Origin of the sequence: Nesterenkonia alba DSM 19423 (assembly GCF_000421745.1) — a bacterium.
GTDB lineage: Bacteria > Actinomycetota > Actinomycetes > Actinomycetales > Micrococcaceae > Nesterenkonia > Nesterenkonia alba.
In genome coordinates this window covers 30,494-46,977 of record NZ_ATXP01000017.1, presented here as the reverse complement: position 1 = coordinate 46,977, position 16,484 = coordinate 30,494, and the positions used below count along the sequence as shown (strand labels likewise).

Below are 16,484 nucleotides of genomic sequence, written 5' to 3'. Positions count from 1 at the left end.
GAAGTCCTGAAGGTTCCAGGCCACGAGCTTCTCCTCATCAATTGTGGAGTCCTGTCACCACCCAGAACGGGGCGCCTGGGCAGCCAGCTGCCCAGCCCTGCCAGCCCCAGGCCCTGGGGTGGAGTCGGTGGGCGGTTCATGCTCGGCATCCACGTTAGAAAACAAGCCCTCAACACTGGGACTGTCGTGCCTCTATCAGCGATCCACGATCCGCCCGTGACCAGCTCCTGGGTGACAACACCCCCCGGATCATCACATGACTGGGGGCAAACGATCATGCCCAGAAGCCGGACCGGACAACACCACTTATCCTGCCGGAAAACTGGTGCCCCTAGAAGCTAACGGGGGCTTCTGACCAGCACTTTTACCCAAAATACGTACATGCGTAGGTATAGTGACGAGTGTTAAGTAGTACTCGACAACGCCTGAGTGTCACACAAAAGTAACGACTTGCGTACCTTCAATCTGCTTACTACGTTGAGAGGCGAGCCACCGTGTTCATACGCGGTAGTTCCCTCACGTTGCATCACTCGCGCAACTCTGACGGCCCGTGCCTTAAGGGGAGCTGTGTCGATGCACCGTCATCACGAACGGAAACAAGACAACGTACCTGCACCGGAAGGACGCACATGGGGGAGACCACATCGGCCGCGAAGCGGCCATGCACGGCGAAGCGGGGTTTCGCCGCCCTCTCCACGGGGGCGCTGGTTCTCGGATTCACGATGAGCCAGGCCGGAGTGGCGCACGCTGCTCCCGAGGAGACTGACGACAGTGCCGCACTGGCGACTGCCGTTGACGTAGACCTACTCGGCATCGACATCGCAGACGTCGACTACGTGTCCTCGGGCTACCCGAGCGACCCGGGGCCGCATCACGCTCCCATCAACGTGGGGCTCTTCGACACTCTCGACCTGAGCCTGGGCAGCATCAACCTGCCGATCTTCGGTGAGGATGGGCTGCTGCCCATGGATGAGGTGGGTGTCCTCTACGGCTACGCCCACTCGCCCAACCCGTATGAGTCCACCGCGGCGGTCGGTGCGGTCAATGCCGAAGGTGCCATCGACCTGGGCACCGGTGAAGGCTACGACGACGCCACCATCGATTTGACCAACGCGCTGCGTGAAGGCCTGGGTATCAACCTCGACGGCCTCATCGACGAGGTGAGCTTGGAGCTCGGTGCGCTCAGTTCGCGGGCCCACCAGGCTCCGGATGGGGCTCTGGAGTCTGAGTACCAGATCGCCGGTGCTGATCTGGTCATCGACAGCCCCCTCGTTGGGGACGTCGTGGGCACTGTCGATTCCACAGTGGACGGCCTGGATGACACCCTGGCCGGCTTGCTCGGCTCCGACGGTGCGCTCAATGACGTACTCGGTGGTCTCGGCACCGTGCTTGACGGTCTGCAGATCGGCGACGAGGAGGGTGCCCTCAGCTGGCTGCTGGAGTTGAGCCTGGGTAATCCGGAGTTGAGCGTCGACTTAGACCTCGACGCCGTGACCTTCCCCATTCTTGAAGAGCCGTTGGTTGCCGACTCCGGTATCACCACGATCGACCTGGCCACCGGTCAGATTCATGTCGACCTGGAGCAGCTCCACGGCGAAAACCTCAACGACCTGGACCCCAACACTCAGATCCTGTCTGAGAATGAGCTCCAGATCATCACCAATGAAGTCACCGACCTGCTGGGCGAACTGGTCAACCAGGTGACGACTGTGGTGGAAGAGGCTCTGCTGACCTCTGAAGTCACCGTGGACCTGAACCCGAGCGTCAGCCTGCTCTCGGGACTGCTGGGCGTGGACCTGGAGGTCTACCTCGATGTCACTCTGGGTCAGCTGCTCGGTGTGCACGACGACGACCCCATCACCGAGGACAACATTCGCCTGGATGGTGATGGTCTGACCCTGGTCGGGCAGACGATTCTGCCCCTGGATGACATCCTCGGCTTCTTGGTGGAACCCATTCTGGTTGACGTCGTGCCGCAGATCACCGGCCCGATTCTTAACGACGTCGTACTGGCCGAAGGCGGCCTCACTGGCCCCGTGCAGGACATCCTCGATGACCTGCTGAGCGGCCTGGACCCGGTTCTGGATGCGTTGCCGAACCTCGTTGAGGTGACTGTCAATGAGCAGCGTGAGGACAACACCACCTTCGGTGACGACACCTTCTCCGTGTCCGCACTGACCGTGCGGGTGCTGCCGGCCCTCGAAGACGGGCTGATCGCCCTGCCGCTGGCGACCTCCACCATCAGCACCCACGACCTGGACCCGGACATCGAGTCCACACCGGAAGAAGTCGCCATCGGTGATGACCTCACCACTGACGGCACCGGCTGGCCCTCGACGTCCACGGTCGTGGTGGAGTACATCGACGCCGACGACGAGGTCGTCCACACCGAAGAGGGCGTTGAAGTGGACGAGGACGGCACCTTCGTCGAAGTCCTCGAGATCCCCGAGGGTACTGCCCTTGGTGAGCTGGAGATCGTCGCCACAGACGAGACCTACGACGACATCTCCGTGACCGACACAGTCACCGTGGTCGAAGGTGAAGTCCCCGGGGATGAAGACGGTACTGAAGACGGAACCGAAGATGGTGTGGAAGACGGCGTCGAGGACGGCGTTGAAGATGGCACCGAAGACGGGGACGACGACGGAACCGAAGACGGGACCGAAGACGGCGTCGAGGACGGAACTGAAGACGGCGTCGAGGACGGAACCGAGGACGGCACGGAGGATGGTGCCGAAGACGGAACCGAGGACGGTGTCGAAGACGGGGCCGAAGATGGTGTCGAGGACGGTGTGGAAGACGGAGTCGAAGATGGCGACGTCGACGGCACTGAAGACGGCGTCGAAGACGGGACCGAGGACGGCACGGAGGATGGTGTCGAAGACGGGACCGAGGACGGTGTCGAGGACGGAACCGAAGACGGTGTCGAGGACGGGACCGAGGACGGCACGGAGGATGGTGTCGAAGACGGCGTTGAGGACGGTGTGGAAGACGGAGTCGAAGATGGCGATGTCGACGGCACCGACGACGGCACCGCTGAGGACCCCTCCCTCGAGGTCGACCCCGACACCGCGCAGCCGGGCGAGACCGTCATCATCGAAGGTGACGACTACGAGTCCGACAGCACCGTGACCATCATCATCACCGACGACGAAGGCACCATCGTCGATGAGATCGAGGTCGACACCGACAGTGACGGCAGCTTCCGCATCGAGTGGACCGTGCCCGAGGACACCGAACCCGGTGACCTCACCATCACCGCCACCGACGAAAGCGACCAGAGCGACTCGGCCACTCTGACCATCACTGAGGGAACGGGAACCGGGAAGGGTGAGGGTGAACTCGCCCAGACCGGTGCCGGCATGGGCCTGATGGGGGTGTTCGCACTACTGGCCCTGGTGACCGGCGCAGGTGCCCTGGTACTGAACAACATCCGCCGTAAGACCGCGGAGTAGAGTACCGGCACCGGGCATGAACTGCGGGTGGCTGCGCGGAACCCCCGACTCGTGCAGCCACCCGCTCATGCCACATGAAGCTCATCAGAGAAGAGGAAGCGCACTAGGCAGATGACGACGCAGGTGCATTCGTGACCCGCTCTGTTGAGGAGCAGCACCGGGAGCTGAACGGGCTCCCGGTGCTTGCTCGTGTGCTGCCGTTCCCGCTCATCGCCATCGCGCTGGTGCACACCATGCTCATCGGACTGTGGGTGGCCCCCAGCACACCCCTGAGTGAAGACATCGGAGAAGAGCGGATCCGCTCCTATGTGCTGCCCTGGTTCGAGCAGAACTGGTCGATCTTCGCGCCCAATCCCCGCCGTGTGGCCGTCACCTTCGAAATCCGAGCCCAGGTGATGGACCCGGAGACCGGGGAGGAGATCACCACCGAGTGGATCGACCTGGTCGAGGGTGAAGACGCCCATGTTCACCACAACCCCGCACCTGCACGGACCTCCAAAATCGCTCGGCGCACCGCCGACCGGCTCCACACGGCACGTTCCCGCCTCAACGACGACCAGCTGCAGTGGCTCGAAGCCAACTACGTGGAAACGCCCATTGAGCAACTGCGCCAGCGGCTCAACGCCGTCGACGGGGGAGCCACCCCCGCCCAGGTGGCCGCCTACATGCGGGCCGATGCCACCGCCACCAGTCTGGCCACCGCGATCGCCGAACACGCCTGGGACGGTGAGGTGGTCCACGTCCAGTACCGCACCACCTCCCGTCCCGCCGTGCCTTTCGAGCGCCGGGGTGAGATGACCATTGATGAGACCGCACAGAACGACCGACGCTACGGGTGGCGCGCCCCCGCCGAGCTCAGCGAACAGGAACTGGAGTACTTCGAACGTTACGCCCGGCAAGCCGGGGTGATCGAATGACGGCGATACTCCGCGAGTTCACCCGCGCCGCCGATGAGCGACTGCTGGCTCTCCAAGCCTGGATGCTGCTGGACAAGCATGCCGCCTACGGGATCTCCGCCTCCCGGATCTTCGTCGGCATCGCCATGCTCGGCATCCTGGTGGCCAATTTCCCCCAGCGTCACATCCTCTGGGGGCAGGCTTCCTTCTGGGCGCAACCCGAACGGGACAACTCACGGTTCGGTTGGCTGCTCGGTGTCTTCGACGTCGAATCACCGGCCCTGTTCACCACCATGTACCTCGCCCTCATGGCGGTCACGGTAGCGGTCATCCTCGGCTGGCGCACCCGAGTGATGACCCTGCTGCTGGCGGTGGGAATGGCCGCCCTCGTGGAACGGGCCCCCATGGTCGGGGACCAGGGGGACAATATCGCCCGCATCGGGTTGACGCTCATGGTGCTGATGAGTGCCGCCGAACACTGGTCACTCGACGCGCGACGCCGACGTCGCGCCCGTGAACAGCACGACGTCGACAGCTTCAGTCTCGGCCGCAAGCTATGGTACGGGCTGCCCGTCCTCCCCACCTGGTTGACCAACCCCCTGCACAACGTTGCGCTGATGACCCTGGCGATGCAGATCTTCATTCTCTACACCGCCTCTGCGCTCTTTAAAGTGCAAGGGGAACTCTGGCAGCAGGGCACTGCGTTCTACTACCCGCTCAGCCTCCACGAATACGGGGTCTTCCCCTGGTTGAACGAACTGCTGGTGGCCAATGCCGCCTTCGTGACCATCGCGACCTACGTCTCCATCTACGTGCAGTTGTTCTTCGCCGTGGGGCTGCTGCACCCAGTCAGCCGGCGGCTCGCCCTCATCGGAATCCTGCTCTTCCACGGCAGTATCGCCGTGCTCATGGGGCTGCCCTGGTTCTCCCTGGCGATGCTCGCCTTCGATGCGATCTTCATCTCCACGCGCACCTATGAGCGGGTCAACAGTGCCCTGCGCCACACAGGGGCACGGCTCCAGGAACGATGGGCGCAGAAGAAAGCGACAGCAGCACCCGCACCGGAGGCGAAAACCGCCGCCGACTGAGCGACCAGACCGGGGCCCTCAGTGGTGAGGAGGGTATGGGTACGACCCCGAACCCGAAACTATACTAAACGTACGGTATAGTTTCGCGGGTGACTGCACCTCCCACCACCGCCCCGGACACCTCGCTCTCCCCGTGGCAGCGGTGGACCGTCTTGGCGATCGTCTCCTCTGCGCTACTGCTCATCGCCCTGGACAACACGATCCTCTACACGGCGCTGCCCACCCTGAGCAGCGAGCTGGGTGCCACCTCCTCGGAGCAACTGTGGATCATCAACGCCTATCCGCTGATGATGGCGGGACTGCTCCTGGGCTCTGGCGCACTGGGGGACCGGTTCGGGCATAAGCGGGTCTTCCAGGTCGGTCTGGTGATCTTCGGGGTCGCCTCGGTGATCGCTGCATTCTCCCCCACACCCCAGCAGCTCATCGCCGGTCGGCTGCTACTGGGCATCGGAGCCGCGGCCATGATGCCCGCCACCCTGGCGCTGATCCGTATCAGTTTCGCCGTCGAACGGGAACGCAACCTCGCCATCGGTGTATGGGCCGCCACCGCCACGGTGGGCATGGCGCTGGGGCCGATCGTCTCCGGGGCACTGCTCGCCCAGTTCTGGTGGGGATCGGTGTTCCTCATCAATGTGCCCATCGTGTTGCTGGCCAGTGCCCTCATGATCGCCATCGGACCCCGGAACATCACCAACCCGGCCCGGCGGTGGGACGCCATCTCCTCAGCTCAGGCGCTCATCGGGATGGCTGCGGCCGTATTGGCGATCAAAACGTGGGCGGAAGCTCCCCTGAACTGGAGCGTGGCGATCACCTCCACCCTGGTCGGCGTCGTCGTGCTCACCGTATTCGTCCGCCGGCAGGTGCGGCTGATGCGTACCACCGAGCCCCTGGTGGACTTCGCCATTTTCCGCAACCGGGGCTTCAGCGGGGGAGTGGTCGCCGCCGGGGTGAGCATCTTCGCCATTGTGGGGCTGCAACTGGTCATCACCCAGCGGTATCAACTGGTGGAAGGGTTCACCCCGCTGCAGGCTGGGCTCCTCGTCAGCGCGGTCGCTGCGGCCTCCCTACCCTTCGCGCTGCTGGGCGGGGCGGTGTTGCACCGGGTCGGACTGCTGGTGCTCATCGGCGGGGGGATCACCGCCGCTGCTCTCGGGTCGGTTCTCTCCGCCGTGGCGGCCGCCCAAGACTCCATGGGGCTGCTCATCGCCGGGCTGGTCGTCGCCGGTGCCGGGCTGGGGGCATCTATGTCGGTGGCCTCCACTGCGATTATGGGCAATGTCCCACCCCGCCGGGCCGGGATGGCCGCCTCCCTGGAAGAGGTCTCCTATGAATTCGGGGGCCTGGTGGGTGTGGCAACAATGGGCTCGTTGTTGACCTTCATCTACACCCGGACCCTGACCCTGCCACCGGAGCACGCTGCCTGGGAGACTGAAGCACCCGCCGCCGCTCTTCAACAGGGCGAGGAACAGGTCGCCGCAGCTGCCGCTGAGGCCTTCGACGCCGCCTATCTGGGTGTGCTCATCGCAGTGGCGGTGGTGATGATGTGTGGGGCGGTGGCGTCGTCGTACTTGTTGCGGCACTACACCCCGGGCACGGAATCCCAGAAATACCCCCATAACCACTAGGGGCCTGTTGTGGAGGGATGGAGGTAATAGGGTGTGAGAGATGCGGGCATCAAAACGCAATGACATCCTCGAGGCGGCCAAACGTGTGGTGCAGCGTGACGGGGTCACCGCACTGTCCTATGAGGCCGTGGCGAGCGAATCCGGGTTGACCAAGGGTGGGCTGCTCTACCACTTCCCCTCCCGGGACGCGTTGCTGCGGGGACTGCACGAGCACGTCGCCGGGCAGTGGGAACAACACATGGTGGAAGAAGCCGGAGGTGGGCCCGAAGACTGCGACGCCGCCACTCGGTTCGCCGCCTACACCCGCGCCTCACAGAACCCGGACCGGGCCGAGCTGCTGTTGATGCTCGAGGCCAGTGAGGACCCCGAAACCTACGCCATTTGGGATGAGATCTTTCTGCGCTGGGGGGTGCAGCCGCCCGCGGCTGGGGCGGAGGAGGAACAGGTCCGCCAGTTCATCGCCCGGCTCGCCGCTGATGGGCTGTGGTTCTATGAGGCACTTGGCACCGATCCTCTGGACCCGCAACTACGGGAACGCGTAGTCACCGCCATCACCCGCCTCGGCGCCACTGACTCACCCCACTGAGTCATACAAGGGGGCGACAGGCCACCGGTGAAGCCAGCCGTGAAGTCACCGGCGCGGTGGTGCTGAGGCAGCGTAGTGGCCGGTGAGGAGGACTCCGCCGCCGTCAACGCCTTTGGCGCCCTGGGTGAAGTCCACGCTGGAGGTGTCAACGGTCTGCGGGTCAAAGGCGCTGACCTCACCCATGATCCAGGCCGACTGGCCAGCGGCATTGAGGTGAGCCACGGCGTCGTCGGCCTTCTCGGCAGCGACAACGGCGACCATCCCGACTCCCAGGTTCCAGGTGCGCTCCGCATCAGCCTGTGGCACACGGCCCAGATCACCCAGCACGGAGAACACCTCCGGTACCGACCAGCTCGACCGGTCCACTGTGGCGATCAGCCCCGCAGGCAGCACACGGGCCAAGTTCGCGGCGAGCCCACCTCCGGTGACGTGGCTGAAACCACGCACTGGCAGCTCGGCAGGAAGTTCGCCCTCGGCCGGGTCGCCATTGAACGCTCTGGCCAAGTCCAGGCACGGCATCGTGTAGAGGCGGGTGGGTTCCAGCAGTTCCTCACCCAGGGTGCGGCCGAACTCCGGAACCTCACGGGAGAACGCCCAGCCGGCATCAGCGATGATCCGACGCACCAGTGAATACCCGTTGGAGTGGATGCCGGAGGAGGCCATCCCGATCACCACATCCCCGGGCTGGACCCGCTCTGGGCCCAGCACTGCGGAGGCATCCACCACCCCGGTGGCCGCGCCGGCGACGTCGTACTCATCCTCGGCCAGCAGCCCTGGGTGCTCAGCGGTCTCCCCGCCCACCAGGGCGGTGCCGGCCTCCGCGGCAGCCTTCGCCACCCCGGAGACGATTGAGGCGATGCGTGCCGGCTCCACCTTCCCGCAGGCGATGTAGTCGGTCATGAACAACGGCTTAGCCCCCATGACGACAATGTCATCGACCACCATGCCCACCAGGTCGAAGCCGATGGTCTCGTGCTGATCCAACGCCTGGGCAATCGCCACCTTGGTGCCGACCCCATCAGTGGAGGTCGCCAGCAGCGGACGTGGCAGCCGCTTCAGCTCCGCGGCGTCAAAGAGCCCGGCGAAGGCCCCCACCCCGCCGAGCACCTGGGGACCATGGGTCGCCTCAATATGGGACTTCATCAATTCCACGGCCCGGTCCCCGGCCTCAGTGTCCACGCCAGCCGAGGCGTAGGTGGTGGGGCCCGGCTGCCCGGTGGTGTTCGCAGTAGTCTCGGTCATCGGGCCGGCTCCGTGGTGTGCTGGCGGGCTGGTTCAGTCCTCGAGGTGCCGTTGCGTTGATCCTCAGTCAGCGCCTGGCCGGACTGCTCACGCAGGGGCGGCTCAGTGGGGTCGAGGTCGAACTCCGCATCCGGTCCGGGCTCACACCCCACCTGCGCTCGGCGGTGCGGCATCCCCGGTAGGGCCGGTTGCTCCAGGAGCATTTTGCCGCGCCGGTCCTCCGGTGGCAGCTCAATGGGGTACTGCCCGGAGAAACAGGCGGTGCAGAGGGTGGACCGCGGCTGATTCGTCGCCGCGATCATCCCCTCCTCGGAGATGTAGGCCAGTGAGTCGGCGCCCACGGCGGCGGTGATCTCCTCAATGGTGGCCCCGTTGGCGATGAGCTCGGCCCGGGTGGCGAAGTCAATCCCGTAGAAGCACGGCCACTTAATCGGCGGGGAGGAGATCTTCACATGCACTTCAGCGGCCCCGGCCTCTTTGAGCATCGCCACGATGGCACGCTGGGTGTTGCCCCGGACGATGGAATCGTCGACGACGACGACTCGCTTGCCCGCCACCACATGCTCTTGAACATTGAGCTTGAGTCGGATCCCCAACTGCCGCAGCGTTTGGCTGGGTTGGATGAAGGTCCGCCCCACGTAGGAGTTTTTGATGAACCCCTGGGCGAAGGTCAGCCCGGAGGCTTCGGCGTAGCCGACTGCAGCGGGAGTGCCAGATTCCGGCACGGGGATGACGATATCGGCGTCGTGCGCGGCTTCCCGGGCCAGCTGGCGACCCATCTCCACCCGGGACTCATAGACGGAGCGTCCATTGATATTGGCATCCGGGCGGGCCAAGTACACGTACTCGAAGACGCAGCGGGCCGGGGAGGCCTCGGCAAAACGGTGAGAGCGGACCCCGTCGGCGTCGATGGCGATGAACTCACCGGGTTCGATCTCCCGGATGACAGAGGCTCCCACTGTGGCCAGTGCGGACTGTTCAGAGGCCACCACCCAGCCCCGGTTGAGTCGGCCGAGCACCAGGGGGCGGACCCCTTGGGCGTCACGGGCGGCGTAGAGGGTGTTTTCATCCATGAACACCAGGCAGAACGCCCCGGTCAGGCTGGGCAGCAGGGCCAAGGCCTGGTCTTCTAAGGAGTCACCTGGTTCGTCCTTCAGCAGCGCGGTGACCAGTGCGGTGTCTGTGGTGTTGCCCTGGGCGAGTTCGCCGAACTTCTTCTCTCCGTGGCGGGCGATGACCATGTCCCGCAGTTCGGCGGAATTGGTGAGGTTTCCGTTGTGCCCCAGAGCCACGGTGCCGTGGGGGGTGGCGCCCAGAGTGGGCTGGGCGTTGGCCCAGTTGTTCGCCCCGGTGGTGGAGTAGCGGCAGTGCCCGACGGCGATATGCCCGGTCAGTGCCGAAAGGGTTGCCTCATCGAAGACTTGGGAGACCAGGCCGACGTCTTTGTAGACCTTGATGTTGTTGCCGTCGGAGGCGGCGATCCCGGCTGACTCTTGGCCACGGTGCTGCAGGGCGTAGAGCCCGTAGTAGGTGAGTTTGGCGACTTCCTCGCCGGGGGCCCAGACGCCGAAGACTCCGCATTCCTCCTGGGGGCGGGGGTCCTCGTCCAGGAGGTTATGGGACAGGCCGGACTTATGCGCCACTCGGCGCCTCACTTCCCTCATCGCGGCCCCGGTTGAGGCGCTCCATGTCATAGGTGGTGGCGCGGCGGCGCAGGTACTTCTCTGTCAGCAGCCAGGCGGTGGCGGCTAAGCCCACGGCGGGCAGACCGAAGGCGAAGGTCATATAGCCCACGGCCGCGGTATCGGTGTAGTTCTCCGCCGGTGGGGTGGAGTACACGGTGATGACGGCTGCGGTGAACGCCAGGCCGAGGGCGACAACGAAAAACGGTGCGAGTTTGGGTGTGGTGCGAACTCTCGCCCGCCGGCGCGACGCAGAAGGGCGCGGCTGCTGAGACGACATAGAGGTCAGTCTACTCCGTGGGTGCAAGGCCGGTGGCGCCGCTGTGGGCTGCCGCACACCCGGGTGTGACCCCGAGGGTGCTCGGCTGCGGAGGCAGACCGGCTTGAGGTGAGAGCAGTCGTTAGTCGGGGCCGTGCTGGTGGGGGTTGTACTCGGTGCGCAGCGGCTCCACCAGGTGGGCGACGTCGACGCGCAGGGCGGTGGCCAGCCCCAGTAGTACTCCGAGCCGCGGGTTGGCGGGGGAGCGTTTGGTCTGGTCACTGAGGCCCCGTTCCAGCAGGCTGAGGTGCTGTAGTGAGATGCCGGCGGCCTGGGCAACTTTCTCCTGTGAGAGCCCGAGTTCGCTGCGCGCTGCCCGCAGCCGTTCCCCGAAGGCAACTGCCTGTTCAGGGGATGGATGCGGTTGGGGCATGCATGTGATTTCACGCGCCCCGACCGGAGATGTCTTCAATGTATACAGAGAATTTGAGAGGCAGTGACGCGGCACACTCACCTTAATGGGAGCTCGGTAAACCCCTGCTGAAAACTTGATGTCAGGCGCTTCGGATGCTAGAAAGGTCTAGATTGAGGGGGACGTGTATCGTGCCGGATCCCCGTTATGTTCTTAACCCTGCGAGCAGCCGGGGAGCTGTGATGCCCGGACGAACCCCTAGTTCTAGCGGTGCCGGGCGTCGTCGCGCCTATCTCACGGCGGTGTTGGCGGCTGGACTGGTCCTCGGAGTGGGTGCAGCACACGCTTCAGCTTTTTGGTCTGAGCACACCTCCGGGGTGCGGACCACCATCACCACGGGCAATTTTGAGGCACCCAACCAGAGCGAGGCGCCGAATCAGAGCACGGATCAATCCGCCGAGCAGGGTAGCTCCGGTGGTGGGCAGAGTGATCCGGCCCGGTGAGTGATGAATTCCGGCGTACAGCGCCTATGCGCTCTGCAGAGACGGTGGGTTATGCAGAGGCCGTAAGCGGTGTGGAACCGGTGAGCACTGGCGAGGATACGACGACGCCGGCAGCCTCCCGAAGATCTCCGCACCGTTGGCTTGGTCGCCGCTGGCGGCGGATGACCGAGCGCACCCGCACCAAGGTCAAGGCGATGCTCGCCGCGGGCATGGTGATCGGCGTCGGTGCCACCGGCACCCTGGCCTCCTGGAGCCACGACTCCCATGTGGGTGTCACCCTCGAGACGGCCAACTTCCTGGTCGACGGGCAACTCGAGATCAGTGGAACGAGTGGCACTGCAGGGTATGAGCCGTATGACCCAGAGGTGCCGCACACGCCCCAAATGCGCGGGGAGTACAGTGATTTCGGGCCTACGAGCGCCGCCGCTGCCGTCTTCTGGATGCGCATGGACCCTGCGAGTAATGCGGCGATTGACCGTTATACCGTGGAATTCACCGGGGTAGAGCTGAGCGGTGAGAACGCCGAGAACATCGAATTCAGCGTGCATTTTCGAGTGGATCAGAACAGCGGAGCAGGGTGTGGTGGGAACGGGCAGATCAATACAACCCAAACGAGTGTTAACTTTACAGGGCATCCTCATATCGAACGCCAGGCGTTGAGTTCCTCCCCCAGCACAGTTGATGTGCAGCCTATGGCGAGGAGTCAGTATCTCCGTGCATGCGTGAACTTCTACGGCACGGAGAGACTGCAGCCCAATGATGAGCTTAACCTCACGTTCCAGGTCACGATCCGCCCTGAAGAGTGAGCGCTCCGCGGTCTGTCCACCACGCGGGTCTGTGCAGACCAGTCCAGGACGCACTGCTCACATCAGCGGCAGGTGAGCCGAGAGGTCGGCGCGGGTACCGGATGCGGTGATCTCCCCGGCCTGATGGGCTTGCTGCCAGCTCACCTGCCCGGTGGCCACCTGCAACCAGGTCTCAGGCCCGAATTCCACCACATTCGGTGGGGTTCCACGGGTGTGGGAGGGGCCCTGAACGCACTGGGCGACCCCGAATGGCGGTACCCGCACCTCCACCGCATGTCCCGGAGCCCGCTCGGCCAGTTCTTCTAAGAGGTAGCGCACTGCCGTGGCGAGCGTACGCCGGTCCGTCGGTGTACCGGCCTGATGAGCAGCCGCCCAATGGCGTACTGCTTCCGTTCCCGCCTCAGGGGAGATCCGGCGTCGTGCCATATCCGAGGTCCCTACAGCCGGGCAGTGACAGCATCGGCCAGACGCAGGGTGCCTACCACCTGCTGATCCGCCCCACCGGTGATCGGCTTGACGATCCGCTGCAGCACACCCTCCAGCCGGTCCAGGTCCACCGCACCCCGGGCAGCCAACAAGCTCAGCCCCACCAGGTAGTTCGGCCGAGAGCTGCCATCCAGGCACTTCACCGCACAAGCGGTGCCGTCACCGGCAGCCAGAACCAGCACACCCTCCGCCCCGGCTTTGGCCAGGATGCCCAGTTCCTCCATCACCACAGTGTCCGGTTCGCCCACCCCGCGCACCGCCCACGGGTAGTCCAGCATGGCCTGCGCCACGGTGAAGGCGTGCACCTCCGCCTCCCGGCGGGTCAGCGCCGCAGCGATCCTCCCGGTCCCCCGGGCCAGCGCGGTCAGGGGCAGCGTCGGAGCCGGGGCACCACAGCCATCCACCCCCACCACACCGGGGGCCTGACCGCAGTACTCCTCGATGACCTCCCAGACCACCTGCTGCACCGGGTGCTGCGGGTCGGTGTAGGTAGCCAACCGGTCTCCGCGGGTGCGGGCGGCGGCCAGAAAAGCGGCGTGCTTGCCCGAACAGTTAAACGCCAAACGGGTGGCGTCCTTGCCGGCCTCCAGATGGATCTTCACGTCCGCCGTCCGTGACGGCAGAGCCGCCGGACACTTCAAATGGGACTCATCCAGCCCCTCTTTGGCCAGAGTGGCCGCCGTCAACTCCTGGTGCCGCCGGGAGCCGGTGTGGGACCCGCAGGCAAGAGCCACCGCCTCCGGGGAGATCAGCGCACCGGCCCGCAACGAGGCCACCGCCTGCAGCGGCTTGAGGCTGGAGCGGGGGAAGGTCGGCAGATCCGGAGTCCCCAGGGACTCCAGCACCTCACCATCCGGGGCGGTGAGCACCGCCGAGCCCAGGTGCCTGGACTCCGGTACCCCGGCTCGGGTCACCACGGCCAGCTCGGCGGAATCCTCAGCGGTCGGGGTCTGCAGCGTGGCTGAACTCTGAGTCATGTTCCTCACCATATCGCTGCCGAATGCCGCCGCCTGTGTTGCCTGCGGGGCGGATTACGGTCTCTGCGGTGGCCGATAAGGTTGGGGGTATGAAGATCCTGGTGGTGGGCCCCGGGGGCCGAGAGCACGCGATTGTCCGAGCATGTCTGCGCGACCCGGCCGTGGAGGCGGTAGAGGCCGCACCCGGTAACGCCGGAATCGCCCGGGATGTACCCTGCCACAGCATTGACGCCAGCAACGGAACAGAAGTCGCCGCCCTCGCCGTAGAACGCGGGTTCGACCTGGTCGTCATCGGGCCGGAAGCGCCCTTAGCCGCCGGGGTGGCCGATGCTGTCCGCACCGCCGGAGTGCCCGTGTTCGGCCCCTCCCGTGCCGCCTCCCAGCTGGAGGCCTCCAAGGCTTTCGCCAAGGAGATCATGGCCGCAGCCGGGGTCCCCACCGCCGAAGCCGTTCACGCCAATGACGCCGCCGTGGCTGCTGCGGCCCTGGACCGCTTCGGTCCCCCCTATGTGGTCAAAGACGATGGGCTCGCCGCCGGCAAAGGCGTGGTCGTCACCGAAGACCGCCACACCGCGCTCGCCCACGCACAGAGCTGCTTCGACGCCGGCGGCAGTGTGGTCATCGAGGAGTTCCTCGACGGCCCGGAGGTCAGCCTCTTTGTCCTCTCCGATGGGCAAAACCTCGTTGCCTTAAGCCCGGCCCAGGACTTCAAACGCATCCATGACGGCGACGCCGGCCCCAACACCGGGGGCATGGGCGCTTACACGCCGCTGGACTGGCTCAGCGACTACCGCGAAAGTGTCGGTGGGGCACCGGCTGACTTCACCGGCGTCGTGCTGGAAAAGGTCGCCCGACCCACGGTGACGGAAATGGCTCGGCGGGGTACCCCGTTCGTCGGTGTGCTCTACTGCGGGCTGGCCGTGACCTCCCGCGGAGTGCGTGTGGTGGAGTTCAACGTCCGCTTCGGCGACCCGGAGACCCAGGCGGTGCTCGAACGTCTGGAGACCGGGCTGGGGGGACTGATGCTGCAGGCCGCCACGGGTGAACTCGACGAACAGACCCCGCTGCAGTGGCGGGAAGGCTATGCGGTCGACGTCGTCCTCGCCGCGGAGAACTACCCTGAGACCCCCCGGAAGGGAGACCTCATCACTGGGATTGAAGACGCTGAGGCCCTTGAGGGGGTCAGCGTGCTCCACGCCGGCACCAGCACCGACGACGCCGGGGCTCTGCGCACTGCCGGTGGGCGAGTTCTCGCGGTGGTCGGCACAGGCCAGAGTCTCGCCGCAGCCCGGGACCGCGCCTACGCCGGGGTCGCGAAGATCAGCTGGCCCGGGGTGCAGCACCGCACCGATATCGCGGCCAAAGCCATCGCAGCAGAGATCACCGTGGAGACCCAAGCATGAGCGCCACCCAGCCGCCGACACCCCAGCCCCCGGAATCGAAGCCCCCGGAGCCTCAGCCCCCGCGGCCCGAAACTCTGTCCGGTTGGGAACACCGCGCCTCCGGGAAAGTCCGCGAACTCTACACCCCGGCCCCCGGCTCCGCATGGGACGGGCAGCCGGTGCTGCTGATGGTCGCCACCGACCGGATCAGCGCCTACGACCACATCCTCACCCCCGGCATCCCGGATAAGGGCACCATCCTCACCCAGCTGAGCCTGTGGTGGTTTGACCAACTCGAAGCCGAAGGCATCCGCAACCACGTGGTCTCCACGGAGGTCCCAGAGCAGGTCGCCGGCCGGGGGCTGGTGGTACGCACCCTGAACATGGTGGAGGTCGAAGCCATCGTCCGCGGGTACATCACCGGCTCAGCCCTGGCCGAATACCGCGAGTCCGGCACGGTGACCGGCATCGTGCTGCCCGGTGGGCTCAACGACGGTTCCCGGCTGCCTGAGCCGATCTTCACCCCCTCGACCAAAGCCGCCCAAGGTGACCACGATGAGAACATCAGCTTTGACGAGCTCACCGGTCGGATCGGCGTCGAACTCGCTGAACGCATCCGGGACGCCTCCCTGCGGATCTATCAGCTGGCCGACCGGCTGGCCCGGGAAGCCGGAATGATCGTGGCGGACACCAAACTGGAGTTCGGACTCGACGACGACGGCGAGCTCGTCCTCGCCGACGAAGTCCTCACCCCCGACTCCTCCCGGTTCTGGGCGTTAGAAGGCTGGGACTCACCCGGCCCGCAGCCGTCCTTCGACAAGCAATTCGTCCGCGACTGGCTCACCAGCCCGGAATCCGGCTGGGACCGAGACAGCGGCCAGGCCCCGCCCCCGCTGCCCGAGCACATCGTGGCGGCCACCCGGGAACGCTACATCGACGCCTACCGGCGGCTCACCCGCACCGAACCGGTGCTCTGAGGTTCCTCGCGGAGCACCCGTCAGGAGTCTTCACTCCCAGATGGACTTCCCGACTCCCAGCGGGGCTCTTTCGGGTGCGCCGGCACCATCTCACCGCCGACGACGCCA

Annotated in this window: 15 protein-coding genes; 9 read left to right on the top strand and 6 right to left on the bottom strand. The window is 65.5% G+C overall.

All coding sequences use genetic code 11. The features are described 5' to 3' along the window. Nucleotides 1-629: 629 nt before the first annotated feature. From H578_RS15755 to H578_RS0110895, 5 genes are all read left to right on the top strand, one after another. The gene (locus H578_RS15755) at nt 630-3,455 is read left to right on the top strand and encodes a choice-of-anchor G family protein (RefSeq protein ID WP_022873713.1); all 2,826 of its coding nucleotides are present in this window, start codon (nt 630-632) and stop codon (nt 3,453-3,455) included. A 131-nt stretch (nt 3,456-3,586) separates the two neighbouring features. Continuing rightward, a complete protein-coding gene (locus tag H578_RS15750; RefSeq protein WP_022873712.1) occupies nt 3,587-4,372 on the top strand; it encodes a DUF5819 family protein in 786 nt (261 codons plus the stop codon). Next, entirely contained in the window at nt 4,369-5,439 is a 1,071-nt protein-coding gene (locus H578_RS0110905) for an HTTM domain-containing protein (protein ID WP_022873711.1), read from the top strand. The genes H578_RS15750 and H578_RS0110905 overlap by 4 nt, the downstream gene beginning before the upstream one ends. An 89-nt stretch (nt 5,440-5,528) precedes the next feature. After that, complete coding sequence (locus H578_RS0110900; RefSeq protein ID WP_022873710.1) at nt 5,529-7,064, top strand: MFS transporter; 1,536 nt, start codon at nt 5,529-5,531, stop codon at nt 7,062-7,064. A 40-nt stretch (nt 7,065-7,104) separates the two neighbouring features. Continuing rightward, nucleotides 7,105-7,650: a TetR/AcrR family transcriptional regulator gene (locus tag H578_RS0110895; RefSeq protein WP_022873709.1), complete on the top strand. Its 546-nt coding sequence runs from the start codon at nt 7,105-7,107 to the stop codon at nt 7,648-7,650. A gap of 45 nt (nt 7,651-7,695) precedes the next feature. Here H578_RS0110895 and purM read toward each other — a convergent pair whose 3' ends face one another. The 4 genes from purM to H578_RS0110875 form a co-directional block, all read right to left on the bottom strand. Then, a complete protein-coding gene (purM, locus tag H578_RS0110890) occupies nt 7,696-8,892 on the bottom strand; it encodes a phosphoribosylformylglycinamidine cyclo-ligase (protein WP_022873708.1) in 1,197 nt (398 codons plus the stop codon). Then, the gene (gene purF / locus H578_RS14920) at nt 8,889-10,556 is read right to left on the bottom strand and encodes an amidophosphoribosyltransferase (RefSeq protein WP_084710206.1); all 1,668 of its coding nucleotides are present in this window, start codon (nt 10,554-10,556) and stop codon (nt 8,889-8,891) included. Before purF ends, purM begins: the two co-directional genes overlap by 4 nt. Then, nucleotides 10,525-10,854: a hypothetical protein gene (locus H578_RS0110880; protein WP_022873706.1), complete on the bottom strand. Its 330-nt coding sequence runs from the start codon at nt 10,852-10,854 to the stop codon at nt 10,525-10,527. The genes purF and H578_RS0110880 overlap by 32 nt, the downstream gene beginning before the upstream one ends. A gap of 121 nt (nt 10,855-10,975) precedes the next feature. Then, a complete protein-coding gene (locus tag H578_RS0110875) occupies nt 10,976-11,266 on the bottom strand; it encodes a helix-turn-helix domain-containing protein (protein ID WP_022873705.1) in 291 nt (96 codons plus the stop codon). A gap of 221 nt (nt 11,267-11,487) precedes the next feature. On the opposite strand from H578_RS0110875, the gene H578_RS0110870 reads away from it, so the two are divergent. Then, nucleotides 11,488-11,748 (top strand): hypothetical protein, encoded by a 261-nt coding sequence (locus H578_RS0110870; RefSeq protein WP_156837310.1) that lies wholly within the window; start codon nt 11,488-11,490, stop codon nt 11,746-11,748. An 80-nt stretch (nt 11,749-11,828) separates the two neighbouring features. Further along, the gene (locus tag H578_RS0110865; RefSeq protein ID WP_169558524.1) at nt 11,829-12,554 is read left to right on the top strand and encodes a SipW-dependent-type signal peptide-containing protein; all 726 of its coding nucleotides are present in this window, start codon (nt 11,829-11,831) and stop codon (nt 12,552-12,554) included. A 57-nt stretch (nt 12,555-12,611) separates the two neighbouring features. On the opposite strand, the gene H578_RS0110860 is transcribed toward H578_RS0110865, so the two are convergent. Both H578_RS0110860 and H578_RS0110855 read right to left on the bottom strand, forming a co-directional pair. Further along, nucleotides 12,612-12,980, bottom strand: coding sequence for a sterol carrier family protein (locus H578_RS0110860; RefSeq protein WP_022873702.1), 369 nt, complete (start codon nt 12,978-12,980; stop codon nt 12,612-12,614). Nucleotides 12,981-12,991: 11 nt separating this feature from the next. Continuing rightward, on the bottom strand, nt 12,992-14,017 hold the full coding sequence (locus tag H578_RS0110855) for an asparaginase (RefSeq protein ID WP_022873701.1): 1,026 nt from the start codon (nt 14,015-14,017) through the stop codon (nt 12,992-12,994). Nucleotides 14,018-14,106: 89 nt separating this feature from the next. On the opposite strand from H578_RS0110855, the gene purD reads away from it, so the two are divergent. Together purD and H578_RS14915 are read left to right on the top strand one after the other, a co-directional pair. Further along, nucleotides 14,107-15,420, top strand: a complete 1,314-nt coding sequence (gene purD / locus H578_RS0110850) for a phosphoribosylamine--glycine ligase (RefSeq protein ID WP_028464188.1) — start codon at nt 14,107-14,109, stop codon at nt 15,418-15,420. Further along, on the top strand, nt 15,417-16,376 hold the full coding sequence (locus H578_RS14915; RefSeq protein ID WP_084710204.1) for a phosphoribosylaminoimidazolesuccinocarboxamide synthase: 960 nt from the start codon (nt 15,417-15,419) through the stop codon (nt 16,374-16,376). Before purD ends, H578_RS14915 begins: the two co-directional genes overlap by 4 nt. Nucleotides 16,377-16,484 lie beyond the last annotated feature (108 nt).